The organism is Granulicella sp. WH15 (assembly GCF_009914315.1).
Taxonomy (GTDB): Bacteria; Acidobacteriota; Terriglobia; order Terriglobales; family Acidobacteriaceae; genus Edaphobacter.
Window position 1 is genome coordinate 1,994,656 of record NZ_CP042596.1, and the last position, 13,227, is coordinate 2,007,882.

A 13,227-nucleotide genomic window follows, 5' to 3' on the forward strand; every position below is an offset into this window, starting at 1 on the left:
GTTTAGTGCCCGGATGCGGCGATGTGCGTCGGCAGGGGCGTCTCGAGCAGTGTGTGAATCGCTTCCTGGTAACTCATCGCGGGGACCATCTGGAACTCGGACGAGGTAATCTCGCTGTTCTCATGCAGGGTCTTGACCATCAGCGCGCGGACCGTGAGGTGCTCGACGAAGTGGGAGAAGATCCAATGCTGCTGTCCGGCGTTAGTCTGCTCCAGCATGAGCCGGCCGCCGGGGTAGATGTGGCCGATCATCCCGAAGCCGAAGTTGACGCCTTGAAAGATAGTTCCGTCGAGCCGCACGAGGATGCGACTCTCGGAGTCGATCCAGATGCGGCCCTTGAAGCCGGTGAGCGCCTCCGCGTAGAGGTTGGGCGGAGACCAGCGCGGATTCGGCGCGAAGTCGAGCACCACCTCGGGCGCATGAGGCCCGGGGCGGCCCGTCTGCGGCTGGCCGGGAACGTAGGTGTAGATCATGGCGTCGGGCATCATCTTTACCATGTCGACCGCCAGCTTTTTGCCGGTAACGTCGCCCTTGACGTGCTTGGCGAAGGCTGCGGGCGAATCGAGCATGGCCTGTAGACGGCTGCGCTCGGCAGCGTCCTCCTCTGCGGTCAAAGGACGGTCGTCTCTGGCGATCAGACGCGCCACCGTGCCGTCACGCGTCTCGAGTACGTCGCGCAACTGAACTCCGCGGGCGTTTGCGATGTGTGCGCGGTAGCGCAGATAGAAGCGGTCGAACTGGATGACCTTCAGCTCGTTGTGCGCGGCATCTTCGGCCCAGCTCTTGGGATCGCCCGATGGATTGCCCTGCTGTGCGCAGAGTTGCATCGAGAGGATAGAGATCGACGCAAGAAGAAACAGGAGAGTGTGCATCGTTCGAGCCGCAGGGCTGAGCGGAAAAGGCAGACTGATCGCTCTCTGCAACATCCGCCGGTCTTTTCTCGATGCCATCTTCGCCAAATCGCTCCTATGGTTGCAGGGAGGAGTTTGCAGCATGTACCCCTGCAGTGATCGTACAGGTGTCAGACGTCGGAGGTGGTACAAAGTTTTCTCGTTTGCCTCCGCGTTGAGGGATGGGTATAGTTCGGGCAAGCGACGTAAAAAAGCAGGTCTACCAAACAGTGCTTCATCTAACCGGAAATAACAAGGAGATCGTTCGACCATGAAGCCAGCAGAGGGTTCCACCGTTATCGGCAAGTCCGTCGTCATTCGCGGCGAGTTGTTGGGCAGCGAAGATCTCTTTTTTGACGGAACGATGGAGGGTAAGATCACGCTGACCGAGTGCCGCCTGACCATCGGGCCCAATGCCGGCATCAAAGCCGATATCGCCGTGCGGGATCTGATCGTCTTTGGACGGGTCGACGGAAATATCCAGGCCACGGGACGGCTGGAGCTGCGTCAGACTGCTGTTGTTCATGGAGATGTCATTGCCAGCCGGCTTTCGGTGGAGGATACTGCGGTCATCAAGGGACGTATTGAGCTGACTGGATCGAGCGCCGTTTGACGGCAGTCGCCCGCTTCGATGCAACACGTAAGAGACCGCCGCTTGAGTTGTAAGGAGACACTGCTACGTGAGCTTTTTCGGTAAAAGAGATCATGCCGCCGCCGCACGCCTTCAGACTGAGCGTACGCCTCGACACTCCAGCGGCTGGGCCCAGATGAGGAAGCACCTGCAGTCGAACGAGGGGCTGCGCGTGCTCGACATCGGGCCTACCTCTCCCTCGAACATCAACTATGTGACCGGGCTCGGCCATAGCATCTACATGGCCCATCTGGTGGAAGAGGCCAATCGGCCGGAGTGGAGCGTTCAGAACGCGGAGGGAAGCGCCAGCTTCGATATCGACGGCTTTCTTACCCAGAATCTTAACTTCTCGGGCAGGACCTTCGATGTGGTGACGCTATGGGATATGGCGGATTATCTGCCGCCCGCGGCGCTGCCTCGTGTTATCGAGCGGCTCCACGATGTGACCGATCCCGGCGCGCAGGTGCTGGCCTTCTTCCACGCCAAGCCGACTGGGCCTGACACCGAGTTCGTGCGCTATCACCTGACGGACAACGATACGGTGGAGATGCAGCGCTTCGGCAGTTACGCCATCCAGCAGACTTTCACCACGCGTCAAGTCGAGAAGCTGTTCGAGTCTTTCAGCAGCCATCGCTCTTTTCTTGCCAAAGATTCCTTGCGAGAGGTGCTTGTTACGCGTTAGGCGCATATGAAATAAGAAAGAGGCATCGCCCAGAGCGATGCCTCTTTTTCTTAACAAAGAATAAAAAAGTTAGAAAAGAGCAGTGAAGCGATTTACTTCGCAGCCTGCTTGACCGCCTGCTTGCGGCGCTCGGCCCAGCGGCGCTTCATCGCATCGGCGATGGCCTTGCGTCCTTCGGGGCTCAGCTGACGCTTGCCACCGGCAGTCTTGGCTGCCACTTTTGCAGCTTTTACAGTCTTTGCCGGAGCCGCGGTCTTCGCCGGAGTTACTGCCTTCAGCGTGTTCGCAATGGCGGAGGCCACATTGTTCTTGCTTCCCTTGGGGCGGCCGCGACCGTTCTTCGGTGCAGTCGCAGCACCAGCGAGAAGCGCCCGGGCCTGTTGCAGCTTGGCGATCTCGGCGTCGATGACAGCGAGGATATTACTAACTTCCACTTATACCTTCCTTTTCTTCCGCACGATGCAGAGAGGTACTTATCTGCACACGGCGGCGAACCACAGAATTGACGATACAGAAAAAATCGTGCATCGTGCAAGAAAAACTGACAAAAGTACTTGGCAAATTAAATTCGATGGGTATGCAAATAAAAAATGAGAGCCGGAGTGCGTCTCATTCAAGCGAAATAAAGTCGAATAAAAATACTTTGATCTGTAACGCAAGATCGGCTGTGTCACTCGGTGTCATTTTGTTACGTAATGCTGATCGCTGCGTTTAATGCAGGCTTTTGAAGGTATTCAGGAAGTACCTTTCCGCCGGGTGAATGTTAGACTTCGACTGGTTATGCGACTTATTCCAGCGCGAGTCTGGCTTTCGATCCTTCTCTCTGCAGTCCTGCAGATGCTTCCGTTTCCTCTTGCCGGACCAGTGCCTGCCTGGCGAACAGGGATAGGCTGGATTGCGCTTGTGCCCTTGTTCTACGCGCTGATTCAGCCGGATAAGACGGGGAAGCCGTTATCCATACGGCGCGGCGCGATGCTTGGATATCTCTGCGGCATTGTCTGGTATGCGGGCAACTGTTACTGGATCTACCAGACGATGTACCTCTACGGAGGGCTGCCTAAGCCTGTATCGGTGGGGATATTATTTTTATTTTCCCTCTACTTAGGGCTGTACCACGGACTCTTCGCGGCGATGTTTGTGGTCATACGCCGTTCGGCCTCGGGTGCTCGTGGTGCCTTACTTGCAGCTCCTTTTTTATGGGTGACCGTCGAGCTTGCACGCGGCCAGATTACCGGATTTCCCTGGGACCTGCTGGGGTATACGCAGGTAGATAACCTTCTGTTGACGCGTCTGGCTCCGGTTGCTGGCGTAATGGGGCTTAGCTTTGTCATCGCCGCTGTCAACGCGGGCATCGCGTCTTTATTTCTGGAGAGGGCACGAAGAGTTATCGCTCTACCGATAGTAGCTGTGGCGTTGGCACTTATTCTTGAAGTTGCGGGAAGAGTACCTGCCTTGCGTGATACGGGTAGCTCCTCGCCCAGCCAGATTGCGGTGCTGATGCAGGAGAATCTAAGCGTCGGCGCAGTGGGCAGAGAAGTAATCCCACTTACTCGTAGCCAGGAGTATGAACAGTTCATCAACGGAAGCCTTCATCCGTACGTTTTTAAAGAAGAAGGCGGAGCAACCCATTGGTCTGATACTTCGGGAGTAACTCCGAATATTATCGTATGGCCTGAGGCTCCTTCGCACTTCGAGTCCTCCGATCCTTACTTCCGCGCGCAGCTTGGTGCGATGGCTCGGAGTGCGGATGCGGCCGTGGTAGCGGGTAGTCTCGGCGTGGATATGAGTAACATTCCTGCGCGTGGTTATTACCTTTACGACTCTGCCTCAGTCTTCGATCGCAGCGGAGAATATCGCGGACGTTACGACAAGATTCACCTGGTCCCGTGGGGCGAATATGTTCCCTTCAAGGAGTTCTTCTCCTTCGCGCAGAAGCTGACCGAAGGCGTCGGCGACATGGATCGTGGACAGGACCGTTCAGTCTTCAAGCTCGGCGATCACACCTATGGTGCCTTTGTCTGTTATGAGTCTATCTTTGGCGATGAGGTGAGGCAGTTTGCAAAGCGTGGCGCCGAAGTGCTGGTGAATATCTCCGATGACGGCTGGTATGGCGACACCGGCGCGCCGTGGCAGCACCTGAACATGGCTCGAATGCGTGCCATCGAGAACCATCGCTGGGTGCTGCGTTCGACTAACACCGGCATCACCACTGCGATTGATCCACGCGGGCAGATCGCCGTCGAAGCGCCGCGTCATGTGCGTGCGGCGTTTGCCTTCCGCTTCGGCTTTACTCAGGACCAGACCATCTACACTCGTTTCGGTGACTGGCTGGCTTATCTCTGTGCCTTGATAACTGGTGCAGCGGTTCTATTTAGCTTCTTGCGCCGAATGAACTAGAATAAATCTCTATGTTGAGTGATCTTGAATACGCCTACTCCCCGGTCCGCGACAAAGTGCGCGATCTGCGGGAGTATCTTTGACTCGCCTCGCCTGCGTCGTGAACTAGCCTCCATCGAAGAGAAGATCGCCGACCCTGCCGTCTGGGCCGATGCCTCGCGCTCACAGCCGCTGATGCGTGAGCGTAAGCGGTTGGAGACGCTGCTTGCGGACGACACCGAGCTGCTCCGCCGTTCCGAGGACATTGAAGCTTACTTTGAGCTTGCGCGCGAGGGTGAGCCTACGCTCGCCGATCTCGAGCGCGAGATCCCCGCGCTGGTCGAGTACGCCGATCAGCTTGAGTCGAAGACGATGCTCTCGGGCGAGACCGATATGCTCAACGCCATCGTCACGGTGCACCCCGGCGCGGGCGGCACCGAGAGCCAGGACTGGGCCGAGATGCTGATGCGGATGTACATCCGCTGGGGCGAGCGCCAGCACTTCAAGGTGGAGATCAACGAAATTCAGGATGGTGACGAGGCAGGTATCAAGTCCGCTACGTTCACCATCAGCGGCGAGTTCGCCTTCGGCCTGCTCTCGGGCGAGACCGGCGTGCATCGCCTGGTGCGCATCTCGCCTTTTGACTCGGCCAAGCGTCGCCACACCAGCTTCGCCAGCGTCTTCGTCTCCCCTGAGATCGACGACACCATCGTCATCGACATCAAGGTGGAAGACCTCCGCATCGACACTTATCGCTCCGGCGGCAAGGGCGGCCAGCACGTCAACACGACGGACTCGGCGGTTCGCATCACTCACCTGCCGACGGGCCTCGTGACCGGCTGCCAGAACGAACGCTCGCAGCATAAGAACAAGGAACGCGCCATGAAGATGATGCGCTCCAAGCTGTATGAGTACGAGCTGGATAAAAAGAAAGCGGCGACGCGCAAGATCGAGGACTCGAAGCTGGAGATTGGCTTCGGCTCGCAGATTCGCAGCTACGTCTTGCAGCCGTACCGGATGGCCAAGGACCTGCGCACGCGCGTTGAAGTCGGCGACGTGGACAAGGTGCTCGACGGCGACCTGGAGCCGTTTATCCGCGGCTACCTGCGGATGCGCCGCGAAGGAAATCTACCGGCGACGGTCGACGACTCAGAAGACTTGTAACTCAACGGGGTTTCGAGCATCCAACACGGTGAAGGCCCGAAAGGTATTGACCTATGGCTCAGGTTGAAAGCTCGAATCCCGTCGTCGTTCAACTGCTGGCGCTGCTTCGCGGCGGCCAGGCCCACGCGGACTTCGACTCCGCTGTAAAAGGCTTTCCCGAAGAGCTGCGCGGGACCGTGGTGCCGAACCTGCCTTACTCGGCGTGGCAGTTGCTGGAGCACCTGCGCATTACCCAGCGCGACATCCTCAACTTCTCGGCCCCGCCCACCGGCGGATACCATTCGATGGAGTGGCCGGACGACTACTGGCCTAAGTCGCCCGAGCCGCCGAGCGCTCAGTCGTGGCAGCACACGGTCGATGCCATCCGGCACGACCGCGAGAAGTTTGAGGCGCTTCTGCTCAAGCCGAACATCGATCTGTACAAGCCGTTCCTCTGGGGCGATGGTCAGAACCTGCTGCGCGAGGCGCTGCTGGTCGCCGATCACAATGCGTACCATCTGGGCGAGCTGGTTATGCTGCGTCGGCTGCTCGGCGCGTGGCACAAATAGCGGGGTGACACATGAATGAACCCGAAGCGATCCGCGAGATGCTGCGTGACGGCCTGACCATCGCTGTCGTTGGCATGTCGGACGATCCGGCGAAGGCCAGCCACCGTGTCTCGGCCTACATGCAGAGCCACGGCTATCGTATTCTTCCGGTCAATCCGACGATCCCGTCGGCGCTGGGCGAGACGGCGTACAAGTCGCTGAGCGAGCTGCCGGTTACTCCAGATGTCGTCGATGTCTTTCGTCTACCAGCCGCGATTCCTGCGATTGTCGACGAGATGATCGCGCTCGGCCTCAAGCGGCTGTGGGTGCAGCAGGGAATCGTCGACCTGGAGTCAGCGGCAAAGGCCGAGGCAGCGGGCATCCAGGTGGTGATGGACCGCTGCATCATGGTCGAGCACGCGCATCGTGCCAAGGTCTAGTTCACATGCCGTCATTGTTTTGTCATCATTTTGTGGCGGCTGCGTCTAATATCCGTCGAGGCACATACAATTGTTCGTGATGAAAGTTATGCGTACCCACCTCTCTCTGCTCTTTGCCGCTGCTCTGCTTCTGTTTGGTGTCTCTTCCCAGGCACAGATCGCCGTGGTCGGCGATGGCGGCCCGGGTCCGGTGAAGGCCCAGCATCTTACGGCAGAGATGGTGACGCTGGCCCCGTCGATCTCGCCCGGCGGCACGTTGCAGGCTGGGCTTGTGCTGACGATGGAAGAGAAGTGGCACGTCTACTGGATCAACGCGGGCGACTCCGGCCAGGCACCCAAGGTGGAGTGGACGCTGCCTGCCGGAATCACAGCAGGGCCGATGCAGTTTGCGCCGCCCACGCGGCTGCCGTTGGGACCGCTGATGGACTTCGGCTACGAAGACACGGCGGCGTTCCCGATGCTGCTCACCGCCTCTCCCGACTTGAAGCCCGGCACGGTACACCTCGATGCCAAGGTGAGCTGGCTGGTCTGCCGCGAGGTCTGCATCCCCGGTAAGGCGCACATGGGGCTGGACCTGAAGATCGCTCCCAACAGCCCCGCCGGGCAGCCGATTGGCGCTCTTGGCGCGGCGATCAACGCGCTGCCGAAGCCCTTGCCCGCGAGCGATAAGTTCACCGTCACAGGTGGCGCGAACGAGTTCGTCTTCACGCTGCTGACCAAGGACGACACCAGCGACGTGGAGTTCTACCCCTTCGATCAGGACCAGATTCAAAACGCCGCCGAGCAGAGCTTCGAGCGTATCCCCGGCGGCTTCCGGCTGCGGGTCAAGCGGTCGCCCGATCTGACCAAGCTGCCTTCGGAGATGCATGGGCTGCTGCGCCTGAACGACAAGCTGGCGTATGAGTTCACGGCTCCGGTCGTGGCTGGCGAAGTTCCTCAAGCGGCTGGTGCGGCGCAGAACGGCTCGGCCAGCAAGCTCACTGCCTTCAGCGCCATCGGCCTCGCACTGCTGGGCGGAGCCATCCTCAACCTGATGCCGTGCGTCTTCCCGGTTCTCTTCCTCAAGGGGCTGGCCCTGGTGCAGTCCTCGGGCGAAGAGCGCAGCCGTATGCGCGCGCACGGCCTCGTCTACACGCTCGGCATCCTCGTCTCTTTCTGGATCATCGTCGCGATCCTGTTGATTCTTCGAGCGGGCGGAAGTCAGGCCGGATGGGGCTTCCAGCTCCAGTCGCCGACGTTCATCGCGGTGCTGGCCTCGTTCCTCTTCCTCTTCGCATTGTCGCTGGCGGGCCAGTTCGATCTCGGCCTCTCGCTCACCAGCGCGGGCGGCAGTCTGGCTAAGAAGGAGGGCCTCACCGGCAGCTTCTTCACCGGCGTTCTGGCTACTGTGGTTGCAACCCCTTGCACCGCTCCCCTCATGGGAGCGGCAGTAGGCTTCGCCCTGGCCCAGCCGCCGCTGATTACCTTTGCGGTCTTCACCGCCCTCGGAGTAGGGCTCGCGCTGCCGTACCTGCTGCTTACGTTCCAGCCGAGCTGGACCCGTCTGCTGCCGCGTCCAGGCGCGTGGATGGAGGTGCTCAAGCAGCTTACCTCCGTGCCGCTCTTCATCACGGTGGTCGGGCTGGTCTGGGTCTACGGCAGCCTCTATTCGAGCAGCGTCAGCGATAGCGTCGACCATATCGCCCGCCTGCTCTTCGGTTTGCTGATCTTGGCCATCGCGGGCTGGGCGCTTGGACGCTGGCCCGCCAAGACCGGCAGCGCCATTGCCGCCACGCTACTCTGTGCCGTCGCGCTGGCGGTGCCTCTGGTTCAGCCGAACCGCGATCCGCTCGTCTGGCAGCCCTACTCGCAGGCTACGCTCGACCAGGCCCGCGCCGCAGGGCATCCCGTTTTCATCGACTTCACCGCCGCCTGGTGCCTGAGCTGTCAGGTGAACGAGAAGGCCGTCCTGCGTTCGGCGGATGTCGAACGCCAGCTCTCGGCGGGCAAGGTTACCCTGCTGCGCGCGGATTGGACCCACGAGGACCCGGAGATCACCAAGCAACTGGCCGCAGTGGGCCGGAGCGGCGTACCCACCTACGTGCTCTATCCGGGCAAGCAGGACAGCAAGGCCGACGTTCTGCCCGAGCTGCTGACCAAGAGCCTCGTGCTCGACGCCATCGAACGCGATACAAAGTAGCTCGGCGTGAATTTTCACTTGCATCCCAAAGGCGAGTGGGAGCAAACTTGAGGCGCAGTTCATCCTCCATTCGGAGGTTGTACCCATGCATCTCATCCGCTTTACTCCCCTCGTTCTCCTCGCCTCTACCCTTGCCTACGCCATCCCGCCCGGCTCTCTAGCGCCGGAGTTTACCGGAACCGACTCGAACGGCCACACGCACTCGCTCTCGCAGTACAAAGGCAAGTTCGTCGTGCTCGAATGGGCCAACAAGGGCTGTCCCTACGAGCAGAAGCAGTACAACAGCGGCAACATGGAAAAGCTGCAAAAGGAGTGGACTGCGAAGGGCGTGGTCTGGCTCTCGGTTATCTCGTCGGCTCCCGGCCAGCAGGGAAATGTGACACCCTCCGAAGAGAACGCCTATCTGGCCCAGATGCACGCGTCTCCGACGGCGGCGATCCTAGACCCGAGCGGTACGATTGGCCGTGCGTATCAGGCCAAGACGACGCCTCACATGTTCGTCATCGACCCCAATGGCAAGGTCATCTACCAGGGAGCCATCGACGATCAGCCCACGCCAGACCCAGCCGAGATCGCTCACGCGCACAACTACGTTAGCGAGGCGCTAAACGCCGCCATAGCGGGCAAGCCGGTGCCGACACCGATGACGCATTCCTACGGCTGTTCGGTGAAGTACGCGCAGTAGCTTTTGCCTTTACGCGAAGCGTCCAAGACCGCACGAAGTGCCGCCTGCCCGGCGTGAGGGCGCTTTTGCCTTAGTTTTTATCGCCCATGAGCGTGCCCCTGCTGGCGAGCGCTTCGTCGGCTGCTGCCTGCGTCTCCTCGGCAGTCATCTGGCGCAGCTCCTGGGAGACCGACCACTTATGCCCGTACGGGTCCGTCAACTGCCCGTAGCGAGCGCCCCAGAACATATCCGCGAGCGGCATATTCACGGTCGCGCCGCCTGCCACGGCCTTGTCCCAGAAGCTCTGCACGTCGTCCAGTTGCAGCGCCAGCGTGATCGGCGTTCCACCCAGCGCAATGGGTGTCATCGACGGCTGGTGCATCATCTCGGAGAAGTCGTCGCAGAGCATAATCATCGCGCCGTTGACGAGCAGCCGCGCGTGCATGATCTTATCGGTCTTCGGCATCAGGTGGGCCTCTCCCTCCTGGATGGCGCCGAAGGCTTTCTTGTAGAATTCGATGGCCTCGGCTGCGTTCGAGACGATCAGGTAGGGAGTCAGAGGCGGTACGGGAGTGGACATGGGCATCCTCGATCAGGCGGATCTGGTGAACACGGAAAATCTACCACGCTCTACCCACGTTTTGCTGCCTTAATCCGTGAAATCTCCTCCATCCGCTGCGCCAACTGGCGCTCGCGTCCCTCCTGCGTGGGCTGGTAGTAGCGCCGCCCGGCGAGCGAGGGCGGCAGGCACTCCATGTCGGCCACGCGACCTTCGACGTCGTGGGCGTACTGGTAGTCGCGCCCGTAGTTCAGCTCTTTCATCAGACGCGTGGGCGCATTGCGCAGATGCAGCGGTACCGGCTCGGCGATGGTTGCCTGAATATCGGATTTCACCGCGTTGTAAGCTGTATAGACCGCATTAGACTTAGGAGCCAACGCCAGATAAACCACCGCCTGCGCGAGCGCCAGCCCACCCTCCGGCTGGCCGAGGAAGTGCATCGCGTCCCGAGCCGAGAGGCACAGGTTCAGCGCCTCGGGCGCGGCCAGTCCGATGTCCTCGACGGCCATCCGCACCACCCGCCGCGCGCAGTACATAGGGTCTTCACCCGCCTCGAGCATCCGTCCCAGCCAGTAGAGCGCCGCATCCGGATCGCTGTTGCGCACGCTCTTGTGCAGCGCCGAGATGATGTCGTAGTGCTGCTCGCCCTTCTTGTCGTAGAGCAGCATCCGCCGCTGCATGGCCTCGGCTGCCAGAGCCTTGGTGATGGTCTTGCCGCCGCGCCCGTCGGCCAGCTTCGCCGCTACTTCGAGCGCGTTCAGCGCGTTGCGAGCATCGCCGCTGGCATAGGCCGCAATCGTCGTCAGAGCGTCATCGTCGGCTTCGAGCCCCATCGCTCCCAACCCGCGCTCTTCATCGGCAAGAGCCCGCCGCAACAGCGCCAGAACCTCATCTTCACTCAGCGCGACCAGCGTGTACACGCGGCAGCGCGAGAGCAGCGCCGCGTTGATCTCGAACGATGGGTTCTCGGTCGTCGCGCCGATCAGCCGGATCGTCCCGCGCTCCACGTAGGGCAGGAATGCATCCTGCTGAGCCTTATTGAAGCGATGAATCTCGTCGACAAACAGGATGGTGCGCGAGCCGAAGCCCGCAGCCTTCTCGGCCTCGACCATCACCTGCTTGATCTCCTTGATGCCCGAGAGCACGGCGGAGAACTCGATAAAACTGGCCTGGGTGACCTGCGCGATGATCTTGGCGAGCGTCGTCTTGCCCACGCCGGGCGGACCCCAGAAGATCATGGAGCCGCCGTCGTCGTGCTCGATGGCGAGCCGCAACGGCTTGCCATCGCCCAGCAGATGCTGCTGCCCGCTGTACTCGGCGAGCGTGCGCGGTCGCATACGCTCGGCCAGCGGAGCCTGCTTGGCGGCCTGCGCGGCAGCCAGCGGCGATGTATCGAATAAGCTCAAAGCACTCTCCTCTGCCGCGAAGCCTCATACAGCAGCAGCGATCCCGCCACCGCGGCGTTCAGGCTTTCGACGCGTCCCGGGCAGGGAATCGTTATCCGCGCGTCGGCCATTGAGACCCAACCCTCGCCCAGACCCGCGCCCTCGTTGCCGATCAGCAGCGCCGCCGGTCCGGTCAGGTCGGTGCTGCCCGCGTCTTTCGCGTCCTCCGGCATTGCGGCAAAGAGCCTTACCGCATGGGCCTCGAGCAGCTTCATCTCCTCGCTCCCCGCGACCGCCAGCGGCATCCGAAAGACCGATCCGGCTGAGGCTCGGATAGCCTTCTGGTTCCACGGGCTCACGGTTCCCGGCGAGGTCATCACTCCCGTTGCGCCAAACGCCTCGGCCGAGCGGATGAGCGTGCCTAAATTTCCGGGGTCCTGTAATCCCACAGCAATCAAGATCAGCGGAGTCCCCACCAGCATCGCCTCGACGCTCGCCGTCGGCGGTACCAGCAGCGCGGCGATCCCCTGCGGCGTCTGCGTCTCGACGCAGCTCGCGAAGACATCGCCAGCCAGCCGGATGACCTCAACCCCGCGAGGCACCCACGACGGCGTCTCCCGCCGCTCGCTCACGAAGACGGTCTTCAGCACCTGCCCACTGCGCAGAGCCTCTTCGAGCAGATGCTCGCCTTCAATCGCAACCAGTCCGCTGCTCAGCCTCGCCTGCCCGGCGAAGGCCGCGCGCAACTGCTTCACCCGCGCATTGCTGCGGCTCGTCACCACTGCCTGTTCGCCGCTTTGAGTAAACCCCATCTCAAAATCTTACGCGTCCGGTTATGGGAAAGGCTCCGGCGGTTTGTGGGAAAAAGGTCCACGCAGTCATGGCACCCCCGTTTCGCCATAGGCCGTCAGACGGTATGCTAGGGAACGGCCCTCGACTGACCCAGCCGTGATGGCCCGTGGTCGTTTACCAAACTGAAACCGGCACAGGAGCCTGAACTTTGACGGCAGAGATTCTCCGCATTCATCCCGACGAGCCCGAAGCCAGCCTCATCGACTACGTCGTCAAAAGCATCAACACAGGCAACGTGGTGGCGCTCCCGACCGATACCTTCTACGGGCTCGCCGTCGATCCGGTCAATCTCTACGCGGTCGAGCGTATCTACGACCTGAAGAACCGCGCCCGGCACAAGCCGCTCTCGCTGCTCATCTCCGACGTCGCCCAGGCCTATGGCCTCGCGCGCAATATCGACACGGCCTTCGACCGGCTGGCCGAGCGCTTCTGGCCGGGGCCGCTGACGATCATCGTCAAGGCCAGCTCGCGGCTACCGCTGCGGGTGACGGCCAACACCGGCAATGTGGCCTTGCGCGTGCCCGAAGCAGCGATCTCCCGCGCCGTGGTGGATCGTCTGGGGCTACCCATCACGGCGACCTCCGCGAACCTGCACGGTTTGCCTGAATGCACCCATGCCCGCGCCGTCTTCGACCAGTTGGGGGATAAGATTCCGCTCATCGTGGATGGCGGTCCGACCTCGCGCACGGTGGCTACGACGATCGTCGATCTTTCGGGTGGCGGCAACTCGTGGATGATCCTGCGTGAGGGCGCGATCCCGACGCATGAGATAGCCCTCTGCCTGCAACGGTAGGCAAGAAACACGCGAAGCGTCCAGAACCGCACGAAGCGCCGCTCGTCCGGCGTTAGGACGCTGTTGCTGTTGGGATTGGCGCGAT

General features: G+C 61.1%; 14 protein-coding genes. 9 read left to right on the plus strand and 5 right to left on the minus strand.

Annotated features, from left to right (window positions below; genetic code table 11):
- Positions 1 to 2: 2 nt before the first annotated feature.
- Positions 3 to 950 (minus strand): hypothetical protein, encoded by a 948-nt coding sequence (locus FTO74_RS08275; RefSeq protein ID WP_162537714.1) that lies wholly within the window; start codon positions 948 to 950, stop codon positions 3 to 5.
- Positions 951 to 1,161: 211 nt separating this feature from the next.
- Between FTO74_RS08275 and FTO74_RS08280 the strand changes: the two genes are divergently transcribed.
- The gene (locus tag FTO74_RS08280; RefSeq protein WP_162537715.1) at positions 1,162 to 1,503 is read left to right on the plus strand and encodes a polymer-forming cytoskeletal protein; all 342 of its coding nucleotides are present in this window, start codon (positions 1,162 to 1,164) and stop codon (positions 1,501 to 1,503) included.
- A 154-nt stretch (positions 1,504 to 1,657) separates the two neighbouring features.
- Positions 1,658 to 2,203, plus strand: coding sequence for a class I SAM-dependent methyltransferase (locus FTO74_RS08285; protein WP_162537716.1), 546 nt, complete (start codon positions 1,658 to 1,660; stop codon positions 2,201 to 2,203).
- 92 nt (positions 2,204 to 2,295) lie between these two features.
- On the opposite strand, the gene FTO74_RS08290 is transcribed toward FTO74_RS08285, so the two are convergent.
- Positions 2,296 to 2,637 (minus strand): hypothetical protein, encoded by a 342-nt coding sequence (locus tag FTO74_RS08290; protein WP_162537717.1) that lies wholly within the window; start codon positions 2,635 to 2,637, stop codon positions 2,296 to 2,298.
- A 403-nt stretch (positions 2,638 to 3,040) separates the two neighbouring features.
- On the opposite strand from FTO74_RS08290, the gene lnt reads away from it, so the two are divergent.
- The 6 genes from lnt to FTO74_RS08320 all read left to right on the plus strand — a co-directional run bounded on the left by lnt (position 3,041) and on the right by FTO74_RS08320 (position 9,574).
- Positions 3,041 to 4,600, plus strand: coding sequence for an apolipoprotein N-acyltransferase (gene lnt, locus FTO74_RS08295; RefSeq protein WP_255462629.1), 1,560 nt, complete (start codon positions 3,041 to 3,043; stop codon positions 4,598 to 4,600).
- An 11-nt stretch (positions 4,601 to 4,611) separates the two neighbouring features.
- A protein-coding gene (prfB, locus tag FTO74_RS08300; protein ID WP_181955723.1) for a peptide chain release factor 2 occupies positions 4,612 to 5,743 on the plus strand; the annotation gives its coding sequence in 2 pieces (ribosomal slippage) (positions 4,612 to 4,680 and positions 4,682 to 5,743; 1,131 coding nt in all).
- A 53-nt stretch (positions 5,744 to 5,796) separates the two neighbouring features.
- On the plus strand, positions 5,797 to 6,291 hold the full coding sequence (locus FTO74_RS08305; protein ID WP_162537720.1) for a DinB family protein: 495 nt from the start codon (positions 5,797 to 5,799) through the stop codon (positions 6,289 to 6,291).
- Positions 6,292 to 6,302: 11 nt separating this feature from the next.
- The gene (locus FTO74_RS08310; RefSeq protein ID WP_162537721.1) at positions 6,303 to 6,710 is read left to right on the plus strand and encodes a CoA-binding protein; all 408 of its coding nucleotides are present in this window, start codon (positions 6,303 to 6,305) and stop codon (positions 6,708 to 6,710) included.
- Positions 6,711 to 6,789: 79 nt separating this feature from the next.
- Positions 6,790 to 8,889 (plus strand): thioredoxin family protein, encoded by a 2,100-nt coding sequence (locus FTO74_RS08315; protein ID WP_162537722.1) that lies wholly within the window; start codon positions 6,790 to 6,792, stop codon positions 8,887 to 8,889.
- An 85-nt stretch (positions 8,890 to 8,974) separates the two neighbouring features.
- Positions 8,975 to 9,574 (plus strand): thioredoxin family protein, encoded by a 600-nt coding sequence (locus FTO74_RS08320; protein ID WP_162537723.1) that lies wholly within the window; start codon positions 8,975 to 8,977, stop codon positions 9,572 to 9,574.
- 70 nt (positions 9,575 to 9,644) lie between these two features.
- Here the strand turns inward: FTO74_RS08320 and FTO74_RS08325 are convergent, their stop codons facing one another.
- The 3 genes from FTO74_RS08325 to FTO74_RS08335 are packed head-to-tail and all read right to left on the minus strand — an operon-like array spanning position 9,645 to position 12,309.
- On the minus strand, positions 9,645 to 10,133 hold the full coding sequence (locus FTO74_RS08325) for a glyoxalase/bleomycin resistance/extradiol dioxygenase family protein (RefSeq protein ID WP_162537724.1): 489 nt from the start codon (positions 10,131 to 10,133) through the stop codon (positions 9,645 to 9,647).
- Positions 10,134 to 10,183: 50 nt separating this feature from the next.
- Complete coding sequence (locus FTO74_RS08330) at positions 10,184 to 11,518, minus strand: replication-associated recombination protein A (protein WP_162537725.1); 1,335 nt, start codon at positions 11,516 to 11,518, stop codon at positions 10,184 to 10,186.
- Positions 11,515 to 12,309, minus strand: a complete 795-nt coding sequence (locus FTO74_RS08335) for an RNA methyltransferase (protein ID WP_162537726.1) — start codon at positions 12,307 to 12,309, stop codon at positions 11,515 to 11,517. Before FTO74_RS08335 ends, FTO74_RS08330 begins: the two co-directional genes overlap by 4 nt.
- Before the next feature lie 188 nt (positions 12,310 to 12,497).
- Between FTO74_RS08335 and FTO74_RS08340 the strand changes: the two genes are divergently transcribed.
- Positions 12,498 to 13,142 (plus strand): L-threonylcarbamoyladenylate synthase, encoded by a 645-nt coding sequence (locus FTO74_RS08340; protein WP_162537727.1) that lies wholly within the window; start codon positions 12,498 to 12,500, stop codon positions 13,140 to 13,142.
- Positions 13,143 to 13,227: the final 85 nt, after the last annotated feature.